Below are 26,739 nucleotides of genomic sequence, written 5' to 3' on the forward strand. Positions count from 1 at the left end.
CTGTGAACGCGGTTAAGCGCCGTTAACCTTTCATTAGGATTTTCCACAGCGGTTAGAAGTTCGGTTTTCCGCCTTGGGATGATCCGGCGGCGGACGACCGACGCGATCCACCATCATCCCCGCTCGCGGGCGGATCGATCAGCGGCTAAGGAAAACGGCGCCCCGACGGTCCAACGCCGTCCCCCAACTTTCAACAGGGAGACAGACAGTCTCATGAGCCCTGCGAGACCCTCGGGACCGGCCCGTCTGGCCACCTATTTCCACGTTCACCTGGTGTCGGACTCCACCGGCGAGACCTTGAACGCCATGGCCAAGGCGGTGACCGCACGCTTCGACGGCGTTATTCCGATCGAGCACATCTATTCGCTGGTCCGGTCCGAAAAGCAGATGGAGCGGGTGTTGCAGGAGGTGGAGTCCGCGCCGGGCGTCGTTCTCCACACCCTGGTCGACCGCGATCTGCGCGAACAGCTGGAAGAAGGCTGCCGTCGCCTGGACATGCCCCAGATCGGCGCGCTGGATCCGCTGGTCGGGGCCATGTCGCGCTATCTCGGCGCGGCCCTGTCCACCCGCGTCGGCGCCCAGCACGCGCTGGACCATGACTATTTCAACCGGATCGCGGCGCTGGACTTCGCCATGGCCTACGACGACGGCCAGGGGTCGCTGGATCAGCTGGAGGGCGCCGACGTCGTTCTGTGCGGGGTCAGCCGGACGTCCAAGACCCCCACCTGCATCTATCTGGCCCACCGGGGCATCCGGGCGGCCAACGTGCCTCTGGTGCCGGGTCAGGAGGACGGCGAGCGGCTGACCAAGCTGAAGAACCCCTTGGTGATCGGCCTGACCGTGTCGCCCGATCGGCTGGTTCAGATCCGCCGCAACCGCATCGACAATCTGAACGCCAGCCAGTCGTCGAACTACACCGATCAGGACGCTGTGCGCGACGAGACGATCAAGGCGCGCCGGGCCTTCGAGCGGCGCGGCTGGCCGACCATCGACGTGACCCGCCGTTCGGTTGAGGAGACGGCGGCGGCGATCACCAATCTGCTGAGCGAGCATCGCAACCACAAGATCGGGACGACCTGGTGATGAGTGTTTCTGTTGCGCTATCGCCCTCCGGGCTGTTTGAGCGCGGAACCCTGATCCTGGCGTCCAAGAGCGCGGCCCGGCGCGCCATGTTGGAAAACGCCGGCGTCGCCTTCGAGGTGCGCGTCGCCGATGTGGACGAGGACGCCATCAAGGCCATCTCGACCGACCTGAACGCCGCCGCCCTCGCCGTTCGTCTCGCGGAAGCCAAGGCCCTGGCCGTCTCGCGCGACGACGAAACCGCCTGGGTGTTGGGCTCGGATCAGACCCTGGCCTTTGACGGCGGCCTGGTCTCCAAGGCCAAGTCTCTGGACGCGGCGCGGGAGCGGCTGAAAGCCATGCGTGGCAAGTCGCACCAGCTGCATTCCGGCGCAGCCCTGGCGACCAAGGGCAAGATCGTCTGGTCCGGCGTCGATACGGTTCAGATGCGGATGCGCGATTTCTCGGACGCCTTCCTCGACGCTTATCTGGCGGCGGAGGGCGAGGCCCTGCTGTCCTGCGTCGGTTCCTACCGGCTTGAGGGGCTGGGCTCGCAACTGTTCGAGGCGGTGGACGGCGACTATTTCACGGTTCTGGGCCTACCGCTCTGGCCGGTGTTGAAAGAGCTGCGTCGGGCGGGAGTGATCGCGGCATGAGCACGCACCGCATAACCGGGGCGGCCATGGTCGCCGGTATCGCCGGAAATCCGGTCGCCCATTCGCTCAGCCCGGTCATCCACAACGCCTGGCTGGCGGCCGGCGGGATCGACGGCGCTTATGTCCCCTTCGCCCCTGCTGATGCGGCCGGTTTCGAGGCCCTGGTCGCGGCGGGGCGCGCCGGCCTGATCATGGGGTTGAACGTCACCGCCCCGTTCAAGGAACAGGCCTTCGCCCTGGCGGATCAGGCGACGGCGGCGGCGCGGTTGACGTCCTCGGCCAATATCCTGCAGTTCGAAAACGGCAGGGTGCTGGCCGACAGTTCCGACGGGATCGGCCTGATGCGCGGCCTAAGGGAACAGGCGCCGGACCTGGACGTGGCGGGGCGGCCGGTGGTGATGCTGGGCGCCGGCGGCGCGGCCCGCGCAGGGTCCGGCGCCCTGGTCGAGGCAGGCGCCGAAGTTCGCATCGTCAACCGTTCGCCCGAACGCGCCCAGGCCCTGGCCGCCGATTTAGGGTCGTCGGTTCGGGTCGTGACGGCCGATGACGCCTTCGACGGCGCGGTCCTGGTAATCAATGCCCTCACTGTTGCGCCGACCATCGACTTCGACCGGATCAGGCCCGGCACGGTGATGATGGACATGACCTACAAGCCGCTGGCCACGCCCTTCCTGAAGGCGGCGCGCGAACGCGGCCTGCCGACAGTGGATGGATTGGCCATGCTGATCGGCCAGGCGGCGCCGTCGTTCGAAGCCCTGTTCCGCCGTCCGCCGCCACCTCTCGATCTTCGGGCCCTGTTGATGACGCATCTGAGCGAGGCGGCATGATCCTGCTCGGTCTCACCGGCTCCATCGGCATGGGCAAGTCGACGACGACGGCCATGTTCGCCGATTTGGGGGCCGTCGTCTGGAACGCTGACGATGCGGTCCACCGTCTCTACGCGCCCGGCGGCGCGGCGGTCGGTCCGGTGGGCGAAGCCTTTCCCGGCGTCCTCGTGGACGGCGCGGTCGATCGCACGCGTCTGGCCGAGGCGCTTGGGAAAGACGACACAGCGTTCCGTCGTCTGGAAGCCATCGTGCACCCCTTGGTCGCCCAGGGTCGCGCGGCGGATCTGGAGGCGGCGCGTACTGCGGGTGTGAAACTGGGGGTTCTGGACATCCCCCTGCTGTTCGAGACGGGTGGGGACAAGGGCGTCGACGCCGTGGTGGTGGTCACCGCCGATCCGGCGATCCAGGCGGAGCGTGTGCTGGCCCGCCTCGGCATGACCCGCGAACGGTTCGACGCCATCCTGGCGCGCCAGATGCCGGACGCGGAAAAGCGGGCGCGCGCCGATTTCATCATCGACACCGGCCGGGGTTTGGAGGCCGCTCGGGCCGAGGTCGAAGCGATCGTGGGCGCCGTTCTGGCCCCGTCGTGGATATCTCACCGGCGCGGCGCGGCGAGCCTTTCGCGCTGAGGCGAATGCCGCCATTAAGGGCGAATGGCGCGCGAGATCGTTCTGGATACGGAAACCACCGGCTTCGACCCCAAGACGGGCGACCGGTTGATCGAGGTCGGCTGTATCGAGATCCAGGACCTGCTGCCGACGGGCCGCACCTTCCATCGGTTCGTCAATCCCGAGCGACTGATCCCGCCCGACGCCATCCGGGTTCACGGCATCACCGACGAGAAGGTCAAGGATGCGCCCAAGTTCGCCGAGATCGCCGACGACCTGATCGAATTCATCGGCGATGCGCAGATGATCGCCCACAACGCCGCCTTTGACCGCAACTTCATCGACTTCGAATATGCGCGGTGCGGCCGGCCGATCACCGGCGAGGCGCGCTGGATCGATACGCTGAAACTGGCCCAGAGCCGGTTTCCGGGCATGCCCAACTCGCTGGACGCCCTGTGCAAACGCTACAAGGTGTCGCTGGTCGAGCGGACGCTGCACGGCGCCCTGATCGACGCTCGTCTGCTGGCCGAGGTCTATCTGGAGCTTCGCGGCGGCAAGGAACGGGTGCTGGACCTGTCGTCGGCGCCGGTCGGTCGCGGTCCCGGCGGCGTCATCGAAACCGCCGCCTATGGCCAGCGCCCTCGCCCCCTGGCGCCGCGCTCCACGCCCGAGGAACAGGCCGCCCACGTCGCCTTCCTCGCCAAGGCGCTGAAGGACCGCTCACTGTGGGAAGCCTACGGCCTGCCCACTCAGGAAGACGCGGCTTAGTCTCTTTTTAGCGCTCAAGTCGTGAGCGACCGCGTCGCGAACATAGCGCGACGCGCAGCGCCCCAGGCTTAAGCCTGCCGGAAGCCCAGCACGTCCTGCATGTCATAGAGACCGGGGCCTCGCGTCCGCACCCAGGCGGCGGCGGCGACGGCGCCGCGGGCGAACAGCGACCGGTCGATGGCCGAATGGCTGAGCGTCAGAACCTCGTCCTCGGAGGCGAACAGCACGGTATGCTCGCCGATGATGCCGCCGGCGCGGATGGAGGAAAAACCGATCTTGCCGCTCTCGCGCTCGCCCTGGACCCCGTCGTAGGGTTTGGAGCGCAGGTCATCCAGATCCGCGAACCGGCCCTCGGCGGCTGCTTCGCCCAGCATCAGGGCCGTGCCCGACGGTGAATCCACTTTCCGGCGGTGGTGGGCCTCGGTGATCTCGATGTCCCAATCCTGGGCGTCCAGACGTTGGGCCGCGTGCTGGACAAGGCCGATCAGGATGTTGACGCCCAGAGAGAAGTTGCCGCTCTTGACGATGGCGACCTTCTCGGCGGCCTTCATCAAGTCGGCTTCCTGCTCGTCCGTGAAGCCAGTCGAGCCGATCACCAGGGCCGGGCCGCCGCGCTCGGCCGCGCTCTGGGCCAGGGCGACCGAGGCGGCCGGGGTCGAGAAGTCGATGATCACGTCGCACAGCGACAGGTCGGCGGTTTCGCCCCAATCGAAGCGGGCGGCGACCACCACGTCTTCGCGGGCGTCCAGAACCTGAGAGACCGCACGCCCCATCCGGCCGCGATAGCCGGAAATGCCGGCGTGGAAGATTGCGCTCAAACCGCGTTCTCTTTCGACCCGTCCGCGTCCTGATTGCCCAGGATGTCGGCCCAGAAACGCTTCGCCTTTCCGGCAAAGCTGGAATTCCTGGGGTTCTGCCCCTCCCCGAACGACAGGGCAAGCTCTTCCAGCAACTCACGCTGGCGCGCGGTCAGATCGGTGGGCGTCTCGACGAACAGTTCGACCACCAGATCGCCCCGGTTGCGGCCGTTCAGATGGGGCATGCCCTTGCCCTTGATGCGCACGGTCTTGCCGGTCTGGGCGCCGGCCGGCACGGCGACGGAGGCCTTGCACTTGCCGTCGCAGGCCGTGGAGACCAGGCAGGGCGCGTCGATCTCGCCCCCCAGAGCCGCCACAGTCATCGGCACGGGCACGGTGACCAGCAGGTCCAGGTTGTCGCGCTCGAACAGGTCGTGCGGCGTGACCGAGATGAAGACGTACAGATCGCCGCGCGGTCCGCCGCGCTGGCCCGCATCGCCCTCGCCCGACAGACGGATGCGCGAACCGTCGTCCACGCCGGCGGGGATTTTCAGGTTCAGGGTGCGGGTTTTGCGCACCTGGCCGTGCCCATGGCAGGTGGTGCAGGGATCGGCGATCATCTGACCCTGGCCGTGGCAACGGGGGCAGGTGCGCTCGACCTGGAAGAAGCCGTTGGCCTGGCGCACGCGACCGGCGCCCTGGCAGGTGGTGCAGGTGACAGGCTTGGTGCCCGGCTTGGCGCCCGACCCGTCGCAGGTGTCACAGGTCATGGTGGAGGGGATGTCGATCTCGACGTCTTCGCCCTTGTAGGCCTGCTCCAGGGTGATCTCCAGATCGTAGCGCAGGTCAGAGCCCCGGCGCGGTCCGCCCTGCTGGCCCCGGCCCTGGCGTCCGCCGAACGCGTCGCCGAACGCATCGCCGAAGACCTGGGAGAAGATGTCGTTGATGTCCGAGAAGCCCTGACCGCCCTGACCGAAGGGATTGCCGCCCCCGCCGCCGTTCACGCCCGCATGGCCGTAACGATCATAGGCCGCGCGCTTGTTGTCGTCCGACAGCACCGTATAGGCCTCAGACAGCTCCTTGAACTTGGCCATCGACTCTTCCGAGCCGCCGTTGCGGTCGGGGTGGTGAACCATGGCCAGCTTACGGTAGGCGGCTTTCAGGCCGGGGGCGTCGATCGTGCGTTCGACACCCAGAACTTCGTAATAATCACGCGCCATCGGGCGTTCGTCCTCATACTTCCCCGTTCGCTTTCGCCTCGCCTCTTATCGAGCGTTGGTCGAAATCGATGTCCCGGCTGACATGGGGTCCGGGACCAATGATGCAAGTTTCATGAAAAGGCCCCGCCTATCGCAAGACAAGCGGGGCCGTATCATTTCAGCGACCTGTGACGGATCAGGCGCTCTTCTTGTCGTCGCCGTCCGTGTCCGACACTTCCTCGAACTCGGCGTCGACCACGCCGTCGTCGGCCGGCTGGCCTTCGGCGGCGGCGTCGCCCTGCTGCTGGGCGTACATGGCCTCACCCAGCTTCATCGAGGCCTGGACCAGGGTGTTGGTCTTGGCGCGGATGTCTTCCGGGTCCATGCCTTCGCGCGCGGTCTTCAGCTCGGCCAGGCCGGTCTCGATGGCCGTCTTCTCGTCCGCGCCGACCTTGTCGCCGTGTTCGGCCAGGGCCTTCTCGGTCGAGTGGATCAGGCTGTCGGCGGCGTTCTGCGCCTCGACCAGATCCTTCTTGGCCTTGTCGGTCGCGGCGTTGGCTTCGGCTTCCTTGACCATCTTGTCGATGTCGGCGTCCGACAGGCCGCCGTTCGCCTGGATGCGGATCGACTGCTCCTTGTTGGTCGCCTTGTCCTTGGCCGAGACGTTGACGATGCCGTTGGCGTCGATGTCGAAAGCGACCTCGATCTGCGGCATGCCGCGCGGTGCGGGCGGAATGCCCATCAGATCGAACTGACCCAGCATCTTGTTGTCCGACGCCATCGGACGCTCGCCCTGGAAGACCCGGATCGTCACGGCCGACTGGTTGTCGTCGGCAGTCGAGAAGGTCTGGCTCTTCTTGGTCGGGATCGTCGTGTTGCGCTCGATCAGGGGCGTGAACACGCCGCCCAGGGTTTCGATGCCCAGGGTCAGCGGCGTCACGTCCAGCAGCAGCACATCCTTGACGTCGCCTTGCAGAACACCGGCCTGAACGGCGGCGCCCAGGGCCACGACTTCGTCAGGGTTCACGCCCTTGTGCGGTTCCTTGCCAAAGAAGGCCTTCACGGCTTCCACGACCTTGGGCATGCGAGTCATGCCGCCGACCAGAACCACTTCGTCGATGTCCGACGCCTTCAGGCCGGCGTCGGCCAGGGCCTTCTTGCACGGCTCGATCGTGCGCTGGACCAGATCCTCGACCAGGCTTTCCAGCTTGGCGCGCGTCAGCTTGATGTTCAGGTGCAACGGACCCGAGGCGTTCATGGTGATGAACGGCAGGTTGACCTCGTACTGGGTCGTGGTCGACAGCTCCTTCTTGGCCTTTTCGGCCTCTTCCTTCAGGCGCTGCAGGGCCAGCTTGTCCTGGCGCAGGTCGACCGACTGTTCCTTCTTGAACTCGTCGGCCAGGTAGTCGACCAGACGCAGGTCGAAGTCCTCGCCGCCCAGGAAGGTGTCGCCGTTGGTCGACTTCACCTCGAACACGCCGTCGCCGATCTCCAGGATCGAGACGTCAAAGGTGCCGCCGCCCAGGTCATAGACGGCGATCTTCTGGCCGTCGTTCTTTTCCAGACCATAGGCCAGGGCCGCCGCGGTCGGCTCGTTGATGATGCGCAGCACTTCCAGGCCGGCGATCTTGCCGGCGTCCTTGGTCGCCTGACGTTGGCTGTCGTTGAAGTAGGCCGGCACGGTGATCACGGCCTGGGTGACCTTGTCGCCCAGGTAGGCCTCGGCCGCTTCCTTCATCTTGGTCAGGGTGAAGGCCGAAATCTGCTGCGGGGAATAGTCCTTGCCGAAGGCGCGCACCCAGGCGTCGCCGTTCGGGCCCTTGACGATCTCATAGGGCACCATGCCCTTGTCCTTGGCGACGACGGGATCATCGAAGTTGCGGCCGATCAGGCGCTTGATCGCGAAGAAGGTGTTGGACGGGTTGGTGACGGCCTGGCGCTTGGCGGGTTGACCCACCAGCACTTCCGCGCCGTCCTGGATCGCCACGACCGATGGGGTCGTGCGGTTGCCCTCGGCGTTTTCGATCACCTTCGGCGTCTTGCCGTCCATGACGGCGACGCACGAGTTGGTGGTGCCCAGGTCGATGCCGATAATCTTGGCCATGTGTTCTTCAGTCTCTCTGGTTCGGCGGGCGATGCGGCGGCCTTCGACGAAGCGCCGCGCGTGACCGCCCCCGGTTGGGTTGGCGTGGATCAGGCTGGATAGCCCCAAGTTTCGCGGGGTTTCTCCGAAGCTGGCCCCGATATGGGAAAATCCCCCCGGCCCGCAAGGGCGTTATGCGATTCAACGCTTTCGAAGAACGCCGAAATTCGAAGATGCAGGCGCGGCGATTACGGCGCATAAGATTTTGCATCGCGCTCTGGGGATCGCGATCGAGGAAGGGAGAGGAAACAATGATCAAGACCACGCTCAAGGCCGTCGTCGCCGCAGCCATTCTTGTCGGCTCCGCAGCGGCCGCCGCGCCGCCTGCTGCGACGCCCATGGTGCAGTCGAAGGACGGCTATGACCGGCACGTCACCATCAAGAACCGCACCGGCTGGACCATGTTGCGCTTCTACGCGTCGGATTCGCGCAGCGACGACTGGGAAGAGGACATCTTGGGCTCGGACGTTCTGGAAAGCGGGCAGGATGTGCGCATCAACATCGATGACGGCTCGGGCGCCTGCATCTATGACTTCAAGGCCGAGTTCACCAACGGTCAGGAGCTGACGCGGTCGCGCATCAATGTCTGTGAGGTCAGCGAATACACCTACACCCGTTGAGGTGAAGACCGCCGTCGAGGGCTTCCGGCTCTGGCCGGGGGCGCTCAATGCAGCGGCGCAGGCTGATCTGGTCGCCGAGGTGTTCGCCCGACTGGATGACGCGCCGCTTTATCGGCCGACCACGCCGGGCGGTCGGCCCTTCTCGGTTCAGATGAGCAACTTCGGGCCGCTGGGCTGGGTCTCCGACAGGGGCGGCTATCGCTATCAGTCGATCCATCCCGAGACCGGGCGACCCTGGCCCGCGATCCCGACCGTGCTGCTCAACCTGTGGGACGCCACGGTCGGCTGGCCCACGCCGCCGGACGCCTGTCTGGTCAATCTGTATCGCGATGCGGCGAAGATGGGCCTGCACCAGGACAAGGACGAGGCCGACCTCGGCGCGCCCGTTCTGTCGGTATCCCTCGGAGACACGGCGACGTTCCGCATCGGCGCGGCGGAGGGCGGACGCACCACGACGCTGAGACTGGACAGCGGCGACGTCTGCGCCCTGACCGGACCCGCCCGCCTGGCCCGTCATGGCGTCAACCGCGTTCAGGCCGGATCGTCGCGCCTGATCCCCGGCGGCGGCCGGCTGAACCTGACGCTGCGCTGCGCCGGTTGAGCACCGGATTTTTGGACTGGCTTTCGACGACAAGCTGCGGCGTAAATCGGGAATGGATGATCTGAAGCGCCGCTGGGCCCGCCTCGAACCCCACATCACCGTCGTAGGCCCCGACGACGACCGGCCCCGTCCTGCCGTGCTGATGTTCCACGGCTGCGGCGGCCTACGCGATCACCTGCCCCGCTATGCCGAGGTCGCCAAGGCGGCGGGCTGGCGCGCCTTCATCGTCGATTCCTACGGCCCGCGCGGCTGGGGCCGGGCCTTCACCCTGGCGGCGGTCTGCACGGGCCTGTCGTTCCGGGGCTATGAGCGGGTGGGCGACCTCCTGGCGGCGATCCAGGGCGTTTCGGCCCGCCCCGATGTCGACGCGACGAAGCTGGCCCTGGCCGGCTGGAGCCACGGCGGCTGGTCGATCATGGAGATGATGAGCGGCGCGCCGACGCCCGGCGCCTTTGGCGTGATCGATCCCGCCGAGGCCAGCCTGTCCGGCGTCAAGGCGGTTTGGCTGGCCTACCCCTACATCGGCCCGTTCGCCTTCAACCGGTTGAAGCCCTGGCGGCATTGCCCGCGCGTTCTGGCCGTCACCTGCAAGCGCGACCACCTGACCACTGTGCGCAACGCCGAACAGGTCAACGCCATGATCCGCAACTGCGGCTCCGAGGTCGAAAGCTGGATCGCCGGGGGCACCCACGCCTTCGACGAACCCACCAACAACGGTCCGATGCGCCACGATCCGGAACTGACAGTCGAGGCCCTGCGCCGTTTCGGCGCCTTCCTGACCGACGCGGTCCCACACAGCTGAAAAAGAAAACTCACCCGTGCTATTGACGGGCGACCCATCACGTAACAATTGCAGTTACATGAAAAGGGATTCCCGCCTGTCCAACATTCTCCACGCTCTGCTGCACATGGCCGAGCATGAGACACGCACCGGCTCGCCCATGACCTCGGACCAGCTGGCGGTCTGTCTTTCGACCAATCCCGTGGTGGTGCGCCGAACCATGGCCGGCCTGCGCGAGCAGGGATTGGTGGCGTCGGAGAAGGGGCATGGCGGCGGCTGGCGTCTGTCGCGACCGCTGGATCAGGTCACCCTGGGCCAGGTGAACACGGCCCTCGGCGGCGCGGATCTGTTTCCGGCCGCTCCGCCCATCGAGGCCGACGGCTGCCTGGTCGAGGCGGCGGTCAACGACGCCCTGGCCGAGACCTACGCCGCCGCCCGCGCCCTGCTGATCGCGCGCCTGAACGACATAACCCTGGCCGATCTGGCGGCGGATTTCTCGCGCCGCATGGCCGAACATCCCAAGAGAGACCTCCTGCATGCCCACGCTCGAAAGTCCTGACGTCATGCCGCACGACGCCCTGATCATCGGCGGCTCCTATGCCGGCCTATCCGCAGCCATGCAGCTGGTCCGCGCGCGCCGCCGCGTTCTGGTCATCGACGACGGGCGGCCGCGCAATCGGTTCGCCGCTCGCGCCCATGGCGTCCTGACCAATGACGGAAAGCCCGGCGCTGAGATCACGGCGTCGGCTCGAGCCCAGGTCGCGGCCTATCCCACCGCCGCCTTCCGCATGGCGGAGGCGGTCGAGGTCGAACGGATCGATGGCGGATTCTCGCTCGCCTTCGCTGACGGCACACGTACGCGCGGTCGCCGGCTGCTGCTGTCGCACGGGGTCGAGGACGTGCTGGCCGACATCCCGGGGGTGAAGGAACGCTGGGGACGCACCGCCCTGCACTGTCCCTGGTGCCACGGCTATGAGATCGGCGGCGGCCCCATCGGCGTGCTGGGGCGTGGCGATCACGCAGTCCAGTATGCGGCCACGGTCGCCGAATGGGGCCAGGTCACCCTCTTTATGGATCTGGACGTCGGCCTGTCGCCCGAGGACGCCCATCTGCTGGATCGACGCGGGGTCACCATCGAGGCCACGCCCATCGCGCGGCTGGAGGGCGAGGCGCCGGACCTGAGCGGCGCGCGGCTGACCGATGGACGGTTCGTCGACCTGAAGGCCATCTTCGTCGGCGCCAATGTGCGCGTCGCCAGCCCGTTCGCCGAGCGGTTGGGCTGCGAGATGACCGACACCCCGATGGGGCGAGTGATCAAGGTGGACGCCATGCAGCAGACGACCCAGCCGGGCGTCTTCGCCGCCGGCGACCTGGCGCGCGCCGCCTCCAACATCACCCTGGCGACCTCGGACGGCATGATCGCCGCCCACGGCCTATTCCGCTCCCTGATCGAGGAGGAGGCGCGATAGGCGTTAGACCGGGGCGCCAATGAGGCGTCGCTTCTGCGCTTCGTATTCGTCCTGCGAAATGGCGCCGCTATCCCGCAACGTCGCAAACTTGGCCAGCTCATCGACGACGGACTCTTGGGGCTTCGCACCCACATTGAGGCGGTCCATCAGCTTTCGATTTTGTTCCTCGACCATGCCGCCGATGGTGAATAGATCGATCAGCAGCCAAACAGCCAGAACCCCAATCAAGAAGAAGCCGACGATCACCAAAGCGAGCAATATGCCGGTCAAACAGAGAGTGAGTTGGGCCACGGCGGACCCTGTGCGGCCAAGGTAGAACCGATGCCCGCCGACGCTCCCGGTGAAGAACCAGAGCAGATAGGCGACGCCAGCAGACTTCTTGTTGGCTTCGAACGCCATCAAGGCTTGAGTGTCGGCGCTCAGGCCGCTTTGATTGGACATTTTACTTCCCCCTAAGGAAGTGTCCTTCTCAACCGACGCGGGTAGAGTCAAGGCGCTCCAGCTTTGTATCAGGGTCAGCCGATTGTCGCCTCGACCGTGATGGTCGCGCGGACCGAATGGGCCATTTCGCAATGGTCGTGCGCCTGGTGATGCAGGGCGTCGATCTCGGCCTGATCAGGTTCGCGGCCGGTGAAGCTGGTGAAGGGGCGTAGCGTCACCTCGGCGAGGTAGCGCTTGCCGTTCTCGACCTTGCCCATCTTGCCCGACGCCTCGTCGACGTAGGTATCGACCACCAGGCCGGCGTTGGCGGCGAAGGCGAGGAACCACAGCATGTGGCAGCTGGACAGGGAGGCGATCATCGCCTCTTCCGGATCGACCCCGGCCGGATCGGACATCGGCACGGGCACGCTGGAGGGCGCCGACGACCCCGGCACCACCGCCCCGCCGTCGAAGCTCCAGGAATGGGCGCGGCTGTAGCCTTTATCCAGAAACTGCTGGTCGCCGCGGGTCCAGACGACCTTGGCTTCATAGACGCCCATTACGCCCTCCAGAAGCCGACGATCTTCTTGACCTCGTCCACCACGGGATCGGCGACCTCGGCGGCGCTTTCGGCGCCGGCCTTCAGCACACGGTCGATCTCGGCCGGATCGTCCATCAGACGGCGCATCTCGGCCGTCACGGGCGCTAGCGACGACACCGCCAGATCCGCCAGCGCGGGCTTGAAGGCGCCGAAGCCCTGGCCGCCGAACTGTGCGATCACCTGTTCGCGGGTCAGGCCAGCCAACGCCGCATAGATGGCGACCAAATTCTTGGCCTCGGGCCGTTCGTTCAGGCCCTCCAGGGTTTCCGGCAACGGCTCGGGATCGGTCTTGGCCTTCTTGATCTTGGAGGCGATCGTGTCGGCGTCGTCGGTCAGGTTGATGCGGCTGTTGTCGGACGGGTCCGACTTGGACATCTTGGCCGCCCCGTCGCGCAGGGACATGACGCGGGTCGCCGGTCCCTGGATGATCGGCTCAGGCACGGGGAAGAAGCCAGGAACGCCGAAGTCGTTGTTGAACTTGGCGGCGATGTCGCGGGTCAGCTCCAGATGCTGCTTCTGGTCCTCGCCGACCGGCACTTCGGTGGCCTTGTACAGCAGGATGTCGGCCGCCTGGAGCACGGGATAGGTGTAGAGGCCGACCGAGGAGCGTTCCTTGTGCTTGCCCGACTTCTCCTTGAACTGGGTCATCCGGTCGAGCCAGCCGAGGCGGGCGACGCAGTTGAAGATCCAGGCCAGCTCCGCATGGGCGCGCACGGCCGATTGCGGGAAGATGATCGCCTTTTCCGGGTCCAGCCCCGAGGCCAGATAGGCGGCGGCGATCTCGCGCGTCTGGGCGGTCAGTTTGGCGGGATCCTGCCACACGGTGATGGCATGCATGTCGGCGACAAAGACATAGACCGGCGCGCCCTGGTCCTGCAGTTCCACGAACCGCTTCAGGGCGCCGAGATAGTTGCCCAGGTGCAGCGCGCCTGAGGCCTGGATGCCGGACAGGATGCGGCGCGGGCCGTCATAGGTCGCAACGGCGGGGGTTTGGTCGGTCATGGGATCGGGTCTCGGAAGGTCGAAAGGCAGGCGTGGCGAGGCAGGCGGCGGCTCAGCCGCGCCATCGCAGGTCATGGATCAGGCCCGAGGTCGTCATGGCCTCGCGCTTATCGGTTCGCCGCCTGTCAGTCCAGACCGGAGACCGCGCCGCCGCCGGGCTCGCGCCTCAGCGTAGCCTTCAGTTCCGAGATCGTGACGGCCCGGAACGCCAGCAGGCAGAAGCCGTAAAGCCCGGCTCCGGCGCCGCAGACCACCAGGACGGCGATCTCCTTGGCCAGGAACAGGCGGCTAAGCTGCGGATAGAAGACATCGGCGGCGAACAGCAGGGCGGCCATCATGGCGCTGGCGGCGATGACGCGCGCGATGCGCGACAAAAAGGCCGGCGACGGCCGCCAGCTGTTCTCGCGGATCAGGATCCCGCCCAACAGGGCGACATTGACCCAGGCTGAGGTGCTGGTGGCGATGGCCAGGCCCAGCACCCCGTCCCAACCCTGACTGCGGAACCAGAAGAACAGAGCCGAGCCCAGGATGACGGTGATGACCACGCTGGCCACGGCGAAGATCATCGGACGGCGCGTGTCCTGGCGCGCGAAAAAGGGTGGAGTCAGAACCTTGGCCAAGACGAAGGCCGGCACGCCCCAGGCGAACTGACGCAGCACATCGGCGGTGCGGGCGGCGTCGGCCGAGGTGAAGGCGCCCCGCGTCACCGTCGCGTCGATGATGAAGAAGGGAATGACGAACAGGGCAACCGCCGCCGGCAGGGTGAAGGCCATGGCCAAGTTGATGCCGTCGTCCAGCGTCTTCTGCCCGCCCTCGTGATCCCCGTCGACGAATGCCTTGGTCAGGCGCGGCACCAGGGCCAGGCCGATGGCGACCCCCACCAGGCCCAGCGGCAGTTGATACAGGCGGTCGGCGTTATAGAGCACCGAGCGCGCGCCCTCGTCCGACCCGGTCAGGAACTGCGACACGAGAGAGTTGATCTGCAGCGCCCCGCCCGCCAGGGCGCCGGGCACGGCCAGCGCCAGGGTGTGACGCACGTTCGGCGTGATGCGCGGCAGGCCGATCTTCAGCCGAACGCCCAGACGCCGCACGCCCCACCACAAGAGACCAGCCTGGATCAGGCCCGACACCGTCACCGCCGCCGTCACCATCAACAGCACCGTCTCCTGCGGGATCGGCAGGATCAGCGGCGGCATCAGGGCGGCCAGGGTGCACAGGTTCAGAAACACCGGCACGGCCGCCGACAGGGCGAACCGACCGCCCGTGTTCAACACGCCCGACAGCAGCGAGGCCACGGTCATACAGGCCAGATAAGGCATGGCCAGTTGGGTCGCGATCACGGCGGCGCGCAGCACCTCGGCCTGACCCTGATAGGCCGACAGCAGCCACGGCATGATCCACGGCATCACGACCTGCAGCAGGATGCAGAAGCCGGCGACCACCGCCAGCATGAAGCTGAGCGCCTCGGACGCCGTGACGGCGGCGGCTTCCTCGCCCTCGCGCGCCCGAACCCCGCCATAGAACGGCACGAAGGCCTGGGCGAAGGCGCCCTCGGCGAACAGGCGGCGGAACATGTTGGGCAGCATCAACGCCGTGGTGAAGGCGTCCATCATCGGTCCCTGGCCGAAGCGCGCCGCCAGCGCCATGTCGCGCACGAAGCCGAGAATTCGACTGCCCAGCGTCAGGGTCGACTGCACCAGGGTGTTTCGGGCGAGGCTCATGCGGACATTCGACAGGGCGCGGAGGAAGGTTGTCGCTTAGCGCGCTTGTTCGCCGGGCGATACGGGCTTTGCGCGCGGGCTGCGGCGGCCCAGGTCGGACACGTCGCGCGCGCTGGCGCGGGCCGAGGCGACCTTGCGTCCGGCGGGCGCGGGCGCGCGGCTGTCCAGCACGGCCTCAAGCGCGGTGCGCAGTTCGGCGATCCGCTGTTCCGAGGTGATCTTCCGCCCCTTGCGATCCACGACGTAGAAACTGTCCACCGCCCGCTCGCCATAGCTGGCGACGTGGGCGGAGCGGATGCTCAGGCCTTCGTCGTTGAACACCCGCGACAGGTCCGCCAGCAGCCCCGGCCGGTCGGCGCAGGACACCTCGACTACCGTGGCGACCTCGCTGGCGTGGTGATCGACCATGACCACGGGCCGGACTTCAAAGGCCGCCTTTCGCGCATTGCCGGTCGGATCGGGCGCCTGGCCGATGCGGCCCTCGCCCCGCGCGGCCTTTTCCAGCGCCTCGACCAGGGCCTTCAGGCGACGCGGTTCAGCCTGGCCATAGGGCAGGCCCGCTCCGTCCTGAACACGAAACACGTCCAGGACGACGCCGTCCTCGGTCGCCACGCGGGCGTCGGTCACGTCGGCCCCAAGCGCGGCCATGGTCTGGGCCAGATCGGCGAACAGGCCCGGCCGGTCGGCCGCTGCGATGGAGATTTCGGTGGTCTGCACCGCCAGCCCCTGCACCGGCGCGGTGGGCGCGCTCTCCGCCGCCGCGCCCGTCTCGCGCGCCCGCTGGACCAGGGCCGGATGCGCCGCCAGCGGATCCTCGCGCGTCACGTCCTCGCCCCGGAACAAGGCGGCGACCTGGTTGTAAAGGGTGCGCATCAGCTGACCCTTCCAGCCGTTCCACACCCCCGGCCCCACGGCCCGGATATCGGCGACGGTCAGAACCAGCAGCATCCGCAGTCGCTCGGGATCGCCGACCAGTTCGGCGAAGGCGCGGATGGTCGCCGGGTCCGACAGGTCGCGCTTCTGGGCATAGTCCGACAGCGCCAGATGGCTGCGCACCAGCCAGACGACCAGTTCGATCCGGCGCGGATCGACGCCCAACCGCTCGCACGCACGACGCGCGGCGATGGCGCCGTCCTCCAACTGCCCCCGCTCGCCGCCCTTGCCGACGTCATGCAGCAGCATGCCCAGCATCAGGGCTTCCATGTCCGAGATCAGGTGCACGATCTCGCTGGCCATCGGGTGATCGGTCTTCAGCTTGCCGCGAGCGATGTCGTTGATGATGCCGATGGCCTGCAGCGTGTGCTCGTCGACCGTATAGGCGTGGTACATGTTGAACTGGGTCTGGCCGACGATCCGCCCCCATTCAGGCAGGAACCGGCCCAGTAAACCCGTCTCGTTCATGATGGTCAGGACGCGATAGGGCCGCTGCCCGTGCGCCAGAACGTCCAGGAACGCCCGCGTCGCCGCCGGATCGCGCCTCAGCCGGGGCGTCACCAGCGACAGCGAGCGCGTCACCGCCGAAAAGGCGTCCGGATGCAGGTCCAGGTCGTGCTTGTCGGCGCAGACGAAAAGGGTCAGCAGCTTGACCGGATCGGCGGCGAACACCTCCGGCCCCTCGACTGACAACCGGCCCTGGTCGATCCAGAACCCCTCGACCTCCAGCTTGCGCCGCGGGGCGGGCCGGAACGGCGCCATCAGACGCGACAGGCCGTGCGCCGTCTTCTGGTGGCGCGCCTCCAGCTTGGCCGACATGGCGCGCGTCAGGGCGCCGACGTCGCGGGCCACCAGAAAGTATCGCCGCATGAACCGCTCGACCGCCGGTTCGTCGCCGCGCCCGCGCCAGCCCATGCGCCGGGCCACCTCGGGCTGCATGTCGAACGTCAGCTTCTCTTCGGCCCGGCCCGCGATCAGATGCAGATGGATGCGGACCCGCCACAGGAAGTCGAACGCCTCGTCCGACGTCCGTCGCTCGCGCGGGGTGAACAGTTCGTCCATCACCGTCGCGCCCAGCCGGCTTTCGGGCGCCAGTGACCTCGCGATCCAGTACAGGGTGTTCAGGTCGCGCAAGCCCCCCTTGCCGTCCTTGACGTTGGGTTCGACCTTGTAGCGGGTCGAGCCGGCCTTTTCGTGCCGGGCGGCCCGCTCCTCCAACTTGGCGGCGATGAATGGGCGCGGGTCGGATTTCGACACCATGTCGCGAAACCGGCCGATCATCAGCTGGGCCAGCGCCTCGTCCCCCGCCAGCGGACGCGCCTCCAGCAGAGTCGTCCGCACCGTCATGTCTGTCCGCGACAGGCTCAGACACTCTTCGACCGAGCGCACCGCCGACCCGACCTTGGCCCCCAGGTCCCACAGCACATAGAGGACGAACTGGATCACCTGCTCGCCGCGCGGCGTCGCCTTGGACGATCTCAGGAACAGCAGGTCCAGATCGGAATGGGGCGCCAGCACGCCCCGGCCGTAGCCCCCGACCGCAACCAGGGTCAGCCGCTCGGCCTCGACCGGCGAGGTCGGCCACAGCGTCTGGGTCGCCACCCGCCACAGGCCGGCCAGCATCTCGTCGGCGGCGGCGGCGTACAGACGCGCCACGTCGCGGCCCTTCATGCCGCCGTCCAGCTTGCGCTCCGCCCGGGCTCGGGCGGCGTCATAGGTCTCGCGCAAAACGACAGAGACCGCCGCGCGCGGGTCTTCCGCGCGGGCGGCCTCGTCAAGGCGGTCATCCAGACTGGGCGAGGCGTTCATGTCAGCCGTCTATAGGCCGCATCCCACCGCACGTCAGTCAGGGATTGCTGACTACTCCGGGCGAACGCGCTTCTTGCGGAACGACGGGTTCAGCGTCTGCTTGCGCAGGCGGATGGACTTCGGCGTCACTTCGACCAGCTCGTCGTCGTCGATATAGGCGATGGCCTGTTCCAGCGACATCTGGCGCGGCGGCGTCAGGCGAACGGCCTCGTCCTTGCCGGCGGCGCGGACGTTGGTCAGCTGCTTGCCCTTGATCGGGTTGACATCCAGGTCGTCCCAGCGCGCGTTCTCGCCGATGATCATGCCCTGATAGGTCTTTTCGCCGGCGCCGACGAACATGATGCCGCGGTCTTCCAGGTTCCACAGGGCGAAGGCCGCCGTTTCACCGTCAGAGTTCGAGATCAGCACGCCCTTCAGACGGCCGGCGATGGCGCCCTTGTGCGGCTCGTAGTGGCTGAACACGCGGTTCAGCACGCCCGAACCGCGCGTGTCGGTCAGGAACTCGCCCTGATAGCCGATCAGCGAACGCGACGGCGCCTTCAGCTGGATGCGGGTCTTGCCGGCGCCCGACGGCCCCATGTCGGTCATTTCGGCCTTACGGGCCGACAACTTTTCGATGACGATGCCCGAGAATTCGTCGTCCACGTCGATCATGACGTCCTCGATCGGCTCCAGCTTCTCGCCGTTCTCGCCGGTCTGGAACACCACGCGCGGACGCGAGATCGAGACCTCGAAGCCTTCGCGGCGCATGTTCTCGATCAGAACGCCCAGTTGCAGTTCGCCGCGACCGGCGACCTCATAGGCGTCGCCGCCTTCGGTCGTGGTGACGCGGATGGCGACATTGGCCTCGGCCTCCTTCAGCAGGCGGTCGCGGATGACGCGCGACTGCACCTTGTCGCCTTCGCGACCGGCCAGGGGGCTGTCGTTGACCGAGACGGTCATGGAGATGGTCGGCGGGTCGATCGGCTGGGCGGGCAGAGGCTCGGTCACTTCCATGGCGCACAGTGTGTCGGCGACAGTCGCCTTGGACATGCCGGCGATGGCGACGATGTCGCCCGCTTCCGAACCCTCGTCCAGGGCCTGACGCTTCAGGCCGCGGAAGGCCAGCACCTTGGTGATGCGGCCGCGTTCGATTTCCTTGCCTTCACGGTCCAGAGCGTGGATCGCCATGCCGGGAACGGCCTTGCCGCTCTCGATGCGGCCGGTCAGCAGACGGCCCAGGAACGGATCGCTTTCGATCAGCACGTCCAGCATGCGGAAGGGCTTGTCGCGGTTGGCCTGGACGGCGGGCGGCGGGACGTGATCGACGATCAGGTCGAACAGCGGGGCCAGATTGTCGTTGGGCTGGTTCAGGTCCAGCGTCGCCCAGCCGTTGCGGCCCGAGGCGTAGATGTGCGGGAAGTCCAGCTGCTCGTCCGTCGCGCCGATGGCGGCGAACAGGTCGAAGGTCTCGTTGTGGACGCGGTCGGGATCAGCGTGGGCGCGGTCGACCTTGTTGATGCACAGGATCGGGCGCAGGCCCATCTTCAGCGCCTTGGTCAGCACGAACTTGGTCTGGGGCATGACGCCCTCTTCGGCGTCCACCAGGATGACGCAGCCGTCCACCATGCCCAGGATGCGCTCGACCTCGCCGCCGAAGTCGGCGTGGCCGGGGGTGTCGATGATGTTGATGCGGGTTTCACCCGCCTTGCCGTTCCAGAGCACCGAGGTGCACTTGGCTAGGATGGTGATGCCGCGCTCTTTTTCCTGGTCGTTGGAGTCCATCGCGCGCTCGGTCTGCGCCTCGTTGGCTCGGAAGACGCCGGATTGGGCGAGCAGTTGGTCCACCAGGGTCGTCTTGCCGTGGTCGACGTGGGCGATGATGGCGACGTTGCGCAGGTTCATTTGAGTATCGCGAAAAGGCGCGGCCGGCATACGGGCGGCCGCTGGTCATGAAAAGGCATGCGGGAGGCGCGCGCCTCTTACAGGCATGTGGACAGAAAGACCAGAGCGGGCGTTCGCCGCGCTGATCGCGGCCTTACCGATATTTCATCCCCGACGCCGCATCCGACGCCGCTGACGGACGCCTCCTTCCCACGACGGGCCTGACGCAGGCCCATTCCGAAGGGGAGATGACGATGGGTTTGATGATCGCAGCCGCGCTTGCCGCCGCCTTGGGCGCGGGCCAGGCGCCGGACATGCATGTGGATGCCGAGGGGCTGAACATGGCCCGACCCGGCGAGGCCATGATCCTGGCCGGCCGCATCCGCGCCGCCAGCCGTGACTGGTGCGCCGTCCATCGCGCCGTCCTGACACCCGACAGCCTTGGCGACGCCAGGGTCTGCGAGCGTGAAATGAGACGCCGGGCCTATGTCGCCCTGCCCCGCCCTCAGCGCATCCATTTTGTGCGCGCGGGCGGCCAGACCGCGCTTAATCGGCGCTAGAGCGGTCGCAGCATATAGCGGGCGTCGGCGCCGTAGCTGGCAAGTTTAGCCGCCATGGCCTCGGCGGGTTGCTCGACGAAACCGTGTCGAGACCAGAAGCCGACGGCGTCATTGACCGCGACCAGGGCGACGGCGGGCCATCCGTCTTGCATCGCCTGTTCGGCCAGCCGCTCGACGATGGCGCCGGTCACGCCCCCGCCCCGCGCCTCGGGGTGCAGAGCCAGATCGTGCAGATAGATCAGGTCCGGCTGGGGCGGCAGGCCTTCGATCACTGTGTTCAGCGGCGGCGCGCTCTCGGCCTTCCACGGATAGGCGATCAGATAGCCGCGCGCCGGTCCGCCACCGTCCGCCAGCACGAAACACCCGCGCGGATACAGCGCCAGCCGGTTTTGAAAACAGGCTCGATCCTCGAAGTGGTCGGGAAACGACAGCCGCGCCACCTCCACCACCGCATCGATGTCCGTCGGCCGCATAGGCCGCCATTGCAGGGTCATCAGTTCACCCTGGACGGGTCTGGCGGCGCGTCAGGCAGGGCGGAAACCGGAACGCCGTCGTCCTTCAGCTTCTTGACCTCTGCGGGCGTGGCCTCGCCATAGATTTCGCGCTTCTCGGATCGGCCCTCGTGGATGTCGCGCGCCTCGCGGGCGAAGGTGTCGCCGACGTAGTCGAAGTTGGCCTCGACATGGGCGCGGACCTCGCGGGCGGCGGCCATCATCATCGTCTGCATCTTGGCGGCGACGTCAGAGGCGGGATCGGCCCTGCGGGCGCCGCTGACGGCCGGGGCCATGATCGCCTTTTCGACCGCGTGCGAACCGCAGAACGGGCATTCCACCAGCCCCCGCGCCGCCTGATCGTCATAGTCGGTCGAGGAGCCGAACCAGGCTTCGAAGGCGTGGGCCTGGTCGCATTTCAGGGCGTAGCGGATCATGGGGCGTCAAACAGCGGGCAGGTAATCGCGATCGTGGGTCAGGCTGGGCACGGCGGCGCGCGCCCTGGCCACGGCCTCCATGTCCAGTTTCGCACGCACGATGCAAGGTTCGTCGTGATCCGCCTTGGCGATGATCTCGCCCCACGGGCCGACGACGGTGGATCGCCCCCAGGTGCGGCGACCGTCCTCGTGCAGTCCGCCCTGCGCTGGGGCCAGGACGAACGCCCCCGTCTCGATGGCGCGGGCGCGTAACAGGGTTTCCCAATGCGCCTCGCCCGTCGGGGCGGTGAAGGCGGCCGGTATCGCGATCATCGACGCCCCCGCCTTGGCTAGCTGGCGATGCAGGTGGGGAAAGCGGATGTCGTAGCAGATGGTCAGACCCAGTCGGCCCCAGGGCGTGTCCGCCACCGCCGCCCCGTCGCCGGGCCTCACCGTCGCGCTCTCGCGATAGGTCTCGCCATTGGGGAGGTTCACGTCGAAGACATGCAGCTTGTCGTATCGGGCCACGATCCCGCCCGACGCGTCGATCAGCAGCGACCGATTGGCGGCGCGGCCGTCTCCCGCCTGGTCTGACCGGACGATGGCCGAACCGATCAGCAGCCAGACGCCCAGTTCCGCCGCCAGACGACGCAGACCCAGCACGGCGACGTCCTCGTCCTCGGTCGTGATCGCCGCCTCGCGCCGGTCTCGGCGTTGCTCCAGGACATTGGTCCCCTCGGGCGTCAGGACGAACTTCGCCCCGCCCGACGCCGCCTCGCGGATCAGGGGCTCGACATGGGCCAGCGCCTCTCGCGCCGTCGCCGGCGTGCGCGTCTGGATCAGGGCGATGTCGAGCCCGCTGCTCATGGATCAGGCGGCCAGAAGTCCGTCCAGCTTGCCGTCGCGATCCAGCGCGTGGATGTCGTCGGAACCGCCGACGTGCTGGCCGTCGATGAAGATCTGCGGGAAGGTCATTCGGCCGCCCGACTTCTCGACCATCTCGGCCTTCTTGTCGGGATCGTTGGACGCGACGATCTCGGTATAGTCCACGCCCTTCTTCTTCAGAAGCGACATGGCGCTGAAGCAGTAGGGGCAGCCAGGCTTGGTGTAGATAACGACGTCGGCCAAGTTCAGATCTCCAAAATAAAATCCAGCGCCCTCAAGCAGCGAGCCGCCGCGCGGCGAGCGATAGGGCGCTCTTCACATAGTCAGTTCACGGGCGTTTCGCACCCGCGCGATGACGGCGAGGTCCACGGCGCGCGCTCCGGCGTCGATCAGGGCGCGCGCGCAGGCCTCTCCGGTCGCACCCGTGGTCAACACATCGTCGATCAGAAGGATGCGTCGCCCCCGGATCCGACGCCAGCCCGCCTCGGTCACAGCGAAGGCCTTCTTGACGTTCAGCCGCCGCCCGCGCTGGCTCTTGCCGCCCTGGCTGGTCGTGTGGGTCGTGCGGACCAGGGCGTCGGGCAAATAGTCGCGGCCGGCGTGCCGGGCCAGCGGCCGGGCGATCTCGGCCGCCTGATTGAACCGTCGCGACAACAGACGAAGCCGATGCAGCGGCACGGGCAGGATCACGTCCGCGTCTTCGACCAGATCGGCGGCGGCGCGTCCGATCCAGCGCGCGAACAGGGGCGCGAACTGTTGCTGGTCCCCGTGCTTGAATCTGAGGATCAGACTGCGCGACGCCTCGTCATACAGGCAAGCCGCGCGCGCCCTCTCGAAGGCATAGGGCTTGGCGATACAGGCGGCGCAGCGATCCTCGGCGAAGGCGCCGCCGTCAAAGTCGAAGGCCGCTCCGCAGCCGTCGCAGACCGGCGCCTCTAGAAATTTGATCCGGCTCCAGGCGTCGGGCGTCAGGCCGGCCGCAGCGGTCGCCTCTCGGCTGTCGTGCGCCATGGGCGGCAGGATCAGGTCGGCCAGTCCTCGCCCTGCCCCGCGCAAGTGACGGCCCGCCCCTTCCCAGGCGCGTCGCCAGCCCCCATCCTGTGCGTCCATGACCGCCCCCCAATCCCCTTCCGAAGGCCCCCCGCGCATCTTCGACGCCGTTCGACGTCAGGCGCGGCTGGCGCGGTCAGCCTCCCGGTTCCCCCAGGCTGACTTCCTGCACACCCGCGCCGCCGCCAACGCCGCCGAGAGCCTGGAAGCCATATTGCGCGATTTTCCCGCTGCGGTCGATCTGTCCGCCCATCCAGGCGTGTTCGATGCGGCGGTCCGGTCCAGCGACGCCGCCGGCCGCGTCGGTCCCATCCAGACGCCCGTCTCCCTGGCCCAGCGCGCAGCGCCGGGCGCGGACGCGCTGCCGCTGGCCGACGCCTCGACCGATTTGATCATCTCCCTTCTGACCCTTCACTGGGCCAACGACCTGCCTGGCGCCCTGACCCAGATCCGGCGCGCGTTGAAACCGGACGGCCTGTTCATCGGCACGCTGTTCGGCGCGGGCACGCTGAAAGAGCTTCGCGCCGTCCTGACCGAGGTCGAGCTGGAGGAGCGCGGCGGCGCCCAGGCGCGAGTCTCGCCCTTCGCTGACGGCTATGACGGGGCGGCCCTCTTGCAACGCGCCGGGTTCGCCCTGCCGGTGTCGGACGTGGATCGGTTCACGGTCCGATACGACGACCTGTTCGCCCTGATCCGCGACCTGCGCGCCATGGGAGAGACCAATGTGCTGCACGGACCCGTTCGGCCGCTGAGCCGCCGTATCGTGGCGCGCGCCGCCGCCCTCTATGCCGAGCGCTACGGTCTCGACGACGGCCGCATCCCGGCGACGTTCGAAATCATCCATCTGGCTGGCTGGAAACCCCATGACAGCCAGCAGAAGCCCCTGCCGCGCGGCTCGGCCAAGACGCGGCTGGCCGATGCGCTGGGCGTCAGGGAAATGACGGGCGACGAGCCGGGCTAGTTGCCGACGACGGCCTTCATGGCGGTGGTCAGCCGCTCCACCGTTACGGCCAGGCCGCCGTTCTGCGTGTTCGCCAGGGCGCTGACAGAGGTCACGATCGCCAGAAAGATCAGGGCGCAGATCAGGCCGTATTCAATGGCCGTGGTCCCGCTCTCATTGCGCAGGAACCGGCCGATAAGACGTCGCATGGCCGGCCTCCCTGGTCGGCGGTGGTCAGAGCAGGTCGCGCAACCAGGCGACCAGAGGTTCATCCGCCGGCGGCATGGGATAGTCCGAAAGCTTGCTCGGCTTCACCCAGGCCAGGCCGTCGTGTTCACGCGCCGTGACCACGCCGTCCCACCGTCGGCACAAATACAATGGCATCAACAGGTGAAACGAATCGTAAGCGTGACTGGCGAAAACGAACGGCGACAGACAGTTTTCGCTGACGTCGATCCCCAGCTCTTCCTTCAGCTCGCGGATCAGGGCCTGTTCGGGCCGCTCTCCGGGCTCGACCTTGCCGCCCGGGAACTCCCACAGGCCGGCCAGCGTCTTGCCCTGCGGCCGCTTGGCGATCAGCACTCGCCCATCCACATCGATCAGGGCGGCGGCGACGACCAGGACGGTGGGAAGCGACGCAGCGGTCACCCGGCTTTCCGCAGCCACTGATTGGAGCGTTCGTCCATGTCCAAGGCGCGGGCGACGGCGACCAGCACCTCCGCATCGCCGTTCGCGCGTCGCTCCACCACCACTTCGTCCCCCGGCCCGAACGCCCATTGCTCGTCCTGCGGAGCCGGCTCTTCGCTGAGGTGGAAGACATTGTCGCTGACGGCCTTGGCCTTCACCGGCCGCCAGACATCGACCACCTCGTCCACGATGCGCACATGGACTTCCGTCCAGTCAGTAGATGAAGCCGTCGCCGCCGACATGAATGATCTCTCCAGACTCGTCCTCGATGACCACCGAGCGACCCGTCACGGGATGAATATAGCGCGTCGCGGGCCGATCTGTCTCGCGGTTCACCGTGGCGATGCGCACGCCTTTAGACACGGCCTCCGCGATCTGATCGTCGGTCCAGCCGCGGCCGACCATCTGACGCCGAAGCTTTTCCGGCCTCTTGACCATCAGCTGCGATAATCGCCGTTGATCTCGATGTAGCCCTTGGTCAGGTCGCAGGTCCAGACGGTGGCCGACGCCCGGCCGGACCCCACGTCGACGGTGATGTCGATCTCGGGGTTCTTCATATAGGCGGTCATCTTGGCCTCGTCGTAGGTCGGGGACGGGGCGCCGTCGACGGCGGCCTGGTGCGGGCCGAACTTGATGGCCAGGCGGTCCCGGTCGACCGGTTCCTCGGTCTTGCCCACCGCCATGACGACCCGGCCCCAGTTGGCGTCCTGACCGGCGATGGCGGTCTTGACGAGGGGGCTGTCGGCGATGGACTTGGCCAGCTTGCGGGCCGAGGCGGGCGAGGCGGCGCCGTCCACCGTCACCTTGACGAACTTGGTCGCGCCTTCGCCGTCGCGCACCAGCTGGTGCGCCAGGTCCAGCATGACCTTGTCCAGAGCGGCCGAGAAGCTCTTCAGGCGGCGATCGCCGACCCGCCCGATACGCGGCGCGCCCGAGGTTCCGGTGGCGAACAGCAGGGCGGTGTCGTTGGTCGAGGTGTCGCCATCCACCGTCACGCTGTTGAAGGTGGTGCGCACATGCAGGCCCAACAGCGCCTGCAGCACGTTCGGATGGATGTCCGCATCGGTGACGATGAAGGCCAGCATGGTCGCCATGTCCGGCGCAATCATGCCCGATCCCTTGGCGATGCCGGCGATCCGGACTTTGTAACCCTCGATCTCGGCCTCGGCGTAGGAGCCCTTGGGGAAGGTGTCGGTGGTCATGATGCCGCGACCGGCCCGGGCCCAGGCGTCCGCCTCCAGCCCGTTCTCGATCTCGGGCAGTTTGGCGACGATCTTCTTGTCGTCCAGCACCACCCCGATCACGCCGGTCGAGGCCAGCATGACGTCGCGCTGGCGACAGCCGAACCGTTTGGCGACCTCCGAGGCCGTGCGCCGCGCGGCGTCCGCGCCGGCCTTGCCGGTGAAGGCGTTGGCGCATCCGGCGTTGATCACCAGGGCGCGCACATCCTTGCCGCCCTCGGCCCCGGCCAGATGCTTCTTGCACCAGTCCACGGGCGCCGAGCCGATCTTGTGGCGGGTGAAGACCCCGGCGCAGCTGGTCCCGCGCGCGAACCGGAACACCACCAGATCGTCGCGCTCATGCTTGTAGAAGCCGGCGCGCGCGGTCGCGATCTCGACCCCGCCGATCGGCGGAATGGTCGGGAACGGCACGGCTAAGGGCGAGATGGCCAGGCCCGGCTTGCCGGCGGCGGCCGGCGGCGGCGCAGCAGCCGGGGCTGCATCCGATCCCGGCGTGCGGGTGGCGCGCTTCAGCGCCGTGGCGAACGGGTCCAGCGCCTTTTCGAACGCATGCTCGATCTTCTGGCCGGTCGTGGAGGGAGGCTTGGTCATG

The 26,739-nt window shown here is 67.4% G+C and carries 31 protein-coding genes; 12 read left to right on the top strand and 19 right to left on the bottom strand.

Annotation, left to right across the window (positions count from 1 at the left end):
• Nucleotides 1–213: 213 nt before the first annotated feature.
• Genes JX001_RS01800 through dnaQ form a run of 5 tightly spaced genes read left to right on the top strand, consistent with a single transcriptional unit; the run spans nt 214 to nt 3,918 of the window.
• Nucleotides 214–1,083, top strand: coding sequence for a pyruvate, water dikinase regulatory protein (locus JX001_RS01800; RefSeq protein ID WP_165114702.1), 870 nt, complete (start codon nt 214–216; stop codon nt 1,081–1,083).
• Entirely contained in the window at nt 1,083–1,715 is a 633-nt protein-coding gene (locus tag JX001_RS01805) for a Maf family protein (protein WP_205682041.1), read from the top strand. The genes JX001_RS01800 and JX001_RS01805 overlap by 1 nt, the downstream gene beginning before the upstream one ends.
• A complete protein-coding gene (locus JX001_RS01810; protein ID WP_205682042.1) occupies nt 1,712–2,542 on the top strand; it encodes a shikimate dehydrogenase family protein in 831 nt (276 codons plus the stop codon). The genes JX001_RS01805 and JX001_RS01810 overlap by 4 nt, the downstream gene beginning before the upstream one ends.
• On the top strand, nt 2,539–3,171 hold the full coding sequence (gene coaE, locus JX001_RS01815; RefSeq protein ID WP_205682043.1) for a dephospho-CoA kinase: 633 nt from the start codon (nt 2,539–2,541) through the stop codon (nt 3,169–3,171). Before JX001_RS01810 ends, coaE begins: the two co-directional genes overlap by 4 nt.
• Nucleotides 3,172–3,195: 24 nt before the next feature.
• Nucleotides 3,196–3,918 carry a DNA polymerase III subunit epsilon gene (dnaQ, locus tag JX001_RS01820; RefSeq protein WP_205682044.1) on the top strand — a complete coding sequence of 241 codons (723 nt, stop codon included), beginning with the start codon at nt 3,196–3,198 and terminating at the stop codon, nt 3,916–3,918.
• A 68-nt stretch (nt 3,919–3,986) separates the two neighbouring features.
• Here dnaQ and dapB read toward each other — a convergent pair whose 3' ends face one another.
• The 3 genes from dapB to dnaK form a co-directional block, all read right to left on the bottom strand.
• Nucleotides 3,987–4,736 (bottom strand): 4-hydroxy-tetrahydrodipicolinate reductase, encoded by a 750-nt coding sequence (dapB, locus tag JX001_RS01825; protein ID WP_205682045.1) that lies wholly within the window; start codon nt 4,734–4,736, stop codon nt 3,987–3,989.
• The gene (dnaJ, locus tag JX001_RS01830; protein WP_205682046.1) at nt 4,733–5,935 is read right to left on the bottom strand and encodes a molecular chaperone DnaJ; all 1,203 of its coding nucleotides are present in this window, start codon (nt 5,933–5,935) and stop codon (nt 4,733–4,735) included. The genes dapB and dnaJ overlap by 4 nt, the downstream gene beginning before the upstream one ends.
• A gap of 175 nt (nt 5,936–6,110) precedes the next feature.
• Nucleotides 6,111–8,018 carry a molecular chaperone DnaK gene (dnaK, locus tag JX001_RS01835; protein ID WP_205682047.1) on the bottom strand — a complete coding sequence of 636 codons (1,908 nt, stop codon included), beginning with the start codon at nt 8,016–8,018 and terminating at the stop codon, nt 6,111–6,113.
• Between the two features lie 290 nt (nt 8,019–8,308).
• On the opposite strand from dnaK, the gene JX001_RS01840 reads away from it, so the two are divergent.
• The 5 genes from JX001_RS01840 to JX001_RS01860 are packed head-to-tail and all read left to right on the top strand — an operon-like array spanning nt 8,309 to nt 11,528.
• Nucleotides 8,309–8,677 carry a hypothetical protein gene (locus JX001_RS01840; protein WP_055755085.1) on the top strand — a complete coding sequence of 123 codons (369 nt, stop codon included), beginning with the start codon at nt 8,309–8,311 and terminating at the stop codon, nt 8,675–8,677.
• Nucleotides 8,640–9,278: an alpha-ketoglutarate-dependent dioxygenase AlkB gene (locus JX001_RS01845; protein WP_205682048.1), complete on the top strand. Its 639-nt coding sequence runs from the start codon at nt 8,640–8,642 to the stop codon at nt 9,276–9,278. Before JX001_RS01840 ends, JX001_RS01845 begins: the two co-directional genes overlap by 38 nt.
• Before the next feature lie 52 nt (nt 9,279–9,330).
• Nucleotides 9,331–10,080, top strand: a complete 750-nt coding sequence (locus tag JX001_RS01850) for a dienelactone hydrolase family protein (RefSeq protein ID WP_205682049.1) — start codon at nt 9,331–9,333, stop codon at nt 10,078–10,080.
• Between the two features lie 58 nt (nt 10,081–10,138).
• Nucleotides 10,139–10,618, top strand: a complete 480-nt coding sequence (locus tag JX001_RS01855) for an Rrf2 family transcriptional regulator (RefSeq protein ID WP_205682050.1) — start codon at nt 10,139–10,141, stop codon at nt 10,616–10,618.
• Nucleotides 10,596–11,528, top strand: coding sequence for an NAD(P)/FAD-dependent oxidoreductase (locus tag JX001_RS01860; RefSeq protein ID WP_241004712.1), 933 nt, complete (start codon nt 10,596–10,598; stop codon nt 11,526–11,528). The genes JX001_RS01855 and JX001_RS01860 overlap by 23 nt, the downstream gene beginning before the upstream one ends.
• Before the next feature lie 3 nt (nt 11,529–11,531).
• Here the strand turns inward: JX001_RS01860 and JX001_RS01865 are convergent, their stop codons facing one another.
• From JX001_RS01865 to typA, 6 genes are all read right to left on the bottom strand, one after another.
• A complete protein-coding gene (locus tag JX001_RS01865; protein WP_205682051.1) occupies nt 11,532–11,969 on the bottom strand; it encodes an NINE protein in 438 nt (145 codons plus the stop codon).
• A 74-nt stretch (nt 11,970–12,043) separates the two neighbouring features.
• Nucleotides 12,044–12,508: an OsmC family protein gene (locus tag JX001_RS01870; RefSeq protein WP_205682052.1), complete on the bottom strand. Its 465-nt coding sequence runs from the start codon at nt 12,506–12,508 to the stop codon at nt 12,044–12,046.
• Nucleotides 12,508–13,551, bottom strand: a complete 1,044-nt coding sequence (gene trpS, locus JX001_RS01875) for a tryptophan--tRNA ligase (RefSeq protein ID WP_205682053.1) — start codon at nt 13,549–13,551, stop codon at nt 12,508–12,510. The genes JX001_RS01870 and trpS overlap by 1 nt, the downstream gene beginning before the upstream one ends.
• A gap of 125 nt (nt 13,552–13,676) precedes the next feature.
• Nucleotides 13,677–15,272: a murein biosynthesis integral membrane protein MurJ gene (gene murJ / locus JX001_RS01880; protein WP_205682054.1), complete on the bottom strand. Its 1,596-nt coding sequence runs from the start codon at nt 15,270–15,272 to the stop codon at nt 13,677–13,679.
• A 36-nt stretch (nt 15,273–15,308) separates the two neighbouring features.
• Entirely contained in the window at nt 15,309–18,014 is a 2,706-nt protein-coding gene (gene glnD, locus JX001_RS01885) for a [protein-PII] uridylyltransferase (RefSeq protein WP_205682055.1), read from the bottom strand.
• A 51-nt stretch (nt 18,015–18,065) separates the two neighbouring features.
• On the bottom strand, nt 18,066–19,898 hold the full coding sequence (gene typA, locus JX001_RS01890) for a translational GTPase TypA (protein WP_205682056.1): 1,833 nt from the start codon (nt 19,896–19,898) through the stop codon (nt 18,066–18,068).
• 233 nt (nt 19,899–20,131) lie between these two features.
• On the opposite strand from typA, the gene JX001_RS01895 reads away from it, so the two are divergent.
• Complete coding sequence (locus JX001_RS01895) at nt 20,132–20,437, top strand: UrcA family protein (RefSeq protein ID WP_205682057.1); 306 nt, start codon at nt 20,132–20,134, stop codon at nt 20,435–20,437.
• On the opposite strand, the gene JX001_RS01900 is transcribed toward JX001_RS01895, so the two are convergent.
• The 5 genes from JX001_RS01900 to JX001_RS01920 all read right to left on the bottom strand — a co-directional run bounded on the left by JX001_RS01900 (nt 20,434) and on the right by JX001_RS01920 (nt 23,339).
• On the bottom strand, nt 20,434–20,931 hold the full coding sequence (locus tag JX001_RS01900; protein ID WP_205682058.1) for a GNAT family N-acetyltransferase: 498 nt from the start codon (nt 20,929–20,931) through the stop codon (nt 20,434–20,436). The two genes, JX001_RS01895 and JX001_RS01900, sit on opposite strands and share 4 nt — an antisense overlap.
• On the bottom strand, nt 20,931–21,365 hold the full coding sequence (locus JX001_RS01905; protein WP_205682059.1) for a DUF1178 family protein: 435 nt from the start codon (nt 21,363–21,365) through the stop codon (nt 20,931–20,933). Before JX001_RS01905 ends, JX001_RS01900 begins: the two co-directional genes overlap by 1 nt.
• 6 nt (nt 21,366–21,371) lie before the next feature.
• Nucleotides 21,372–22,211, bottom strand: coding sequence for a carbon-nitrogen hydrolase family protein (locus JX001_RS01910; protein WP_205682060.1), 840 nt, complete (start codon nt 22,209–22,211; stop codon nt 21,372–21,374).
• A 3-nt stretch (nt 22,212–22,214) separates the two neighbouring features.
• The gene (gene grxC / locus JX001_RS01915; protein WP_055755096.1) at nt 22,215–22,472 is read right to left on the bottom strand and encodes a glutaredoxin 3; all 258 of its coding nucleotides are present in this window, start codon (nt 22,470–22,472) and stop codon (nt 22,215–22,217) included.
• A 72-nt stretch (nt 22,473–22,544) separates the two neighbouring features.
• Nucleotides 22,545–23,339: a ComF family protein gene (locus tag JX001_RS01920; protein WP_205682061.1), complete on the bottom strand. Its 795-nt coding sequence runs from the start codon at nt 23,337–23,339 to the stop codon at nt 22,545–22,547.
• Between JX001_RS01920 and JX001_RS01925 the strand changes: the two genes are divergently transcribed.
• Nucleotides 23,338–24,240 carry a methyltransferase domain-containing protein gene (locus tag JX001_RS01925; protein ID WP_205682062.1) on the top strand — a complete coding sequence of 301 codons (903 nt, stop codon included), beginning with the start codon at nt 23,338–23,340 and terminating at the stop codon, nt 24,238–24,240. The two genes, JX001_RS01920 and JX001_RS01925, sit on opposite strands and share 2 nt — an antisense overlap.
• On the opposite strand, the gene JX001_RS01930 is transcribed toward JX001_RS01925, so the two are convergent.
• From JX001_RS01930 to argJ, 5 genes are read right to left on the bottom strand one after another with little or no spacing between them, the layout of a single operon-like run.
• Complete coding sequence (locus JX001_RS01930) at nt 24,237–24,428, bottom strand: Flp family type IVb pilin (protein WP_205682063.1); 192 nt, start codon at nt 24,426–24,428, stop codon at nt 24,237–24,239. The genes JX001_RS01925 and JX001_RS01930 overlap by 4 nt on opposite strands.
• A 25-nt stretch (nt 24,429–24,453) precedes the next feature.
• Nucleotides 24,454–24,867: a (deoxy)nucleoside triphosphate pyrophosphohydrolase gene (locus JX001_RS01935; RefSeq protein ID WP_241004713.1), complete on the bottom strand. Its 414-nt coding sequence runs from the start codon at nt 24,865–24,867 to the stop codon at nt 24,454–24,456.
• The gene (locus JX001_RS16225) at nt 24,864–25,148 is read right to left on the bottom strand and encodes a hypothetical protein (RefSeq protein ID WP_241004714.1); all 285 of its coding nucleotides are present in this window, start codon (nt 25,146–25,148) and stop codon (nt 24,864–24,866) included. Before JX001_RS16225 ends, JX001_RS01935 begins: the two co-directional genes overlap by 4 nt.
• Entirely contained in the window at nt 25,120–25,344 is a 225-nt protein-coding gene (locus tag JX001_RS01940; RefSeq protein ID WP_205682065.1) for a colicin E5-related ribonuclease, read from the bottom strand. The genes JX001_RS16225 and JX001_RS01940 overlap by 29 nt, the downstream gene beginning before the upstream one ends.
• Nucleotides 25,344–26,738 carry a bifunctional glutamate N-acetyltransferase/amino-acid acetyltransferase ArgJ gene (argJ, locus tag JX001_RS01945; protein ID WP_205682066.1) on the bottom strand — a complete coding sequence of 465 codons (1,395 nt, stop codon included), beginning with the start codon at nt 26,736–26,738 and terminating at the stop codon, nt 25,344–25,346. Before argJ ends, JX001_RS01940 begins: the two co-directional genes overlap by 1 nt.
• Nucleotide 26,739 lies beyond the last annotated feature (1 nt).

The organism is Brevundimonas fontaquae (assembly GCF_017086445.1).
Taxonomy (GTDB): domain Bacteria; phylum Pseudomonadota; class Alphaproteobacteria; order Caulobacterales; family Caulobacteraceae; genus Brevundimonas; species Brevundimonas fontaquae.

Coding starts and splice junctions, on each gene's coding strand:
- JX001_RS01845 (WP_205682048.1), top strand. CDS start 8,640: ATGTCTGTGAGGTCAGCGAATACACCTACACCCGTTGAGGTGAAGACC.
- JX001_RS01850 (WP_205682049.1), top strand. CDS start 9,331: ATGGATGATCTGAAGCGCCGCTGGGCCCGCCTCGAACCCCACATCACC.
- JX001_RS01930 (WP_205682063.1), bottom strand. CDS start 24,428: ATGCGACGTCTTATCGGCCGGTTCCTGCGCAATGAGAGCGGGACCACG.
- trpS (WP_205682053.1), bottom strand. CDS start 13,551: ATGACCGACCAAACCCCCGCCGTTGCGACCTATGACGGCCCGCGCCGC.
- JX001_RS01895 (WP_205682057.1), top strand. CDS start 20,132: ATGGGTTTGATGATCGCAGCCGCGCTTGCCGCCGCCTTGGGCGCGGGC.
- JX001_RS01920 (WP_205682061.1), bottom strand. CDS start 23,339: ATGGACGCACAGGATGGGGGCTGGCGACGCGCCTGGGAAGGGGCGGGC.
- JX001_RS01870 (WP_205682052.1), bottom strand. CDS start 12,508: ATGGGCGTCTATGAAGCCAAGGTCGTCTGGACCCGCGGCGACCAGCAG.
- JX001_RS01805 (WP_205682041.1), top strand. CDS start 1,083: ATGAGTGTTTCTGTTGCGCTATCGCCCTCCGGGCTGTTTGAGCGCGGA.
- glnD (WP_205682055.1), bottom strand. CDS start 18,014: ATGAACGCCTCGCCCAGTCTGGATGACCGCCTTGACGAGGCCGCCCGC.
- JX001_RS01925 (WP_205682062.1), top strand. CDS start 23,338: ATGACCGCCCCCCAATCCCCTTCCGAAGGCCCCCCGCGCATCTTCGAC.
- JX001_RS01900 (WP_205682058.1), bottom strand. CDS start 20,931: ATGACCCTGCAATGGCGGCCTATGCGGCCGACGGACATCGATGCGGTG.
- JX001_RS01865 (WP_205682051.1), bottom strand. CDS start 11,969: ATGTCCAATCAAAGCGGCCTGAGCGCCGACACTCAAGCCTTGATGGCG.
- JX001_RS01910 (WP_205682060.1), bottom strand. CDS start 22,211: ATGAGCAGCGGGCTCGACATCGCCCTGATCCAGACGCGCACGCCGGCG.
- JX001_RS01810 (WP_205682042.1), top strand. CDS start 1,712: ATGAGCACGCACCGCATAACCGGGGCGGCCATGGTCGCCGGTATCGCC.
- JX001_RS01800 (WP_165114702.1), top strand. CDS start 214: ATGAGCCCTGCGAGACCCTCGGGACCGGCCCGTCTGGCCACCTATTTC.
- JX001_RS01840 (WP_055755085.1), top strand. CDS start 8,309: ATGATCAAGACCACGCTCAAGGCCGTCGTCGCCGCAGCCATTCTTGTC.
- dnaJ (WP_205682046.1), bottom strand. CDS start 5,935: ATGGCGCGTGATTATTACGAAGTTCTGGGTGTCGAACGCACGATCGAC.
- murJ (WP_205682054.1), bottom strand. CDS start 15,272: ATGAGCCTCGCCCGAAACACCCTGGTGCAGTCGACCCTGACGCTGGGC.
- typA (WP_205682056.1), bottom strand. CDS start 19,898: ATGAACCTGCGCAACGTCGCCATCATCGCCCACGTCGACCACGGCAAG.
- JX001_RS16225 (WP_241004714.1), bottom strand. CDS start 25,148: ATGTCGGCGGCGACGGCTTCATCTACTGACTGGACGGAAGTCCATGTG.
- JX001_RS01855 (WP_205682050.1), top strand. CDS start 10,139: ATGAAAAGGGATTCCCGCCTGTCCAACATTCTCCACGCTCTGCTGCAC.
- dnaQ (WP_205682044.1), top strand. CDS start 3,196: ATGGCGCGCGAGATCGTTCTGGATACGGAAACCACCGGCTTCGACCCC.
- coaE (WP_205682043.1), top strand. CDS start 2,539: ATGATCCTGCTCGGTCTCACCGGCTCCATCGGCATGGGCAAGTCGACG.
- JX001_RS01905 (WP_205682059.1), bottom strand. CDS start 21,365: ATGATCCGCTACGCCCTGAAATGCGACCAGGCCCACGCCTTCGAAGCC.
- JX001_RS01940 (WP_205682065.1), bottom strand. CDS start 25,344: ATGGTCAAGAGGCCGGAAAAGCTTCGGCGTCAGATGGTCGGCCGCGGC.
- dnaK (WP_205682047.1), bottom strand. CDS start 8,018: ATGGCCAAGATTATCGGCATCGACCTGGGCACCACCAACTCGTGCGTC.
- JX001_RS01860 (WP_241004712.1), top strand. CDS start 10,596: ATGCCCACGCTCGAAAGTCCTGACGTCATGCCGCACGACGCCCTGATC.
- argJ (WP_205682066.1), bottom strand. CDS start 26,738: ATGACCAAGCCTCCCTCCACGACCGGCCAGAAGATCGAGCATGCGTTC.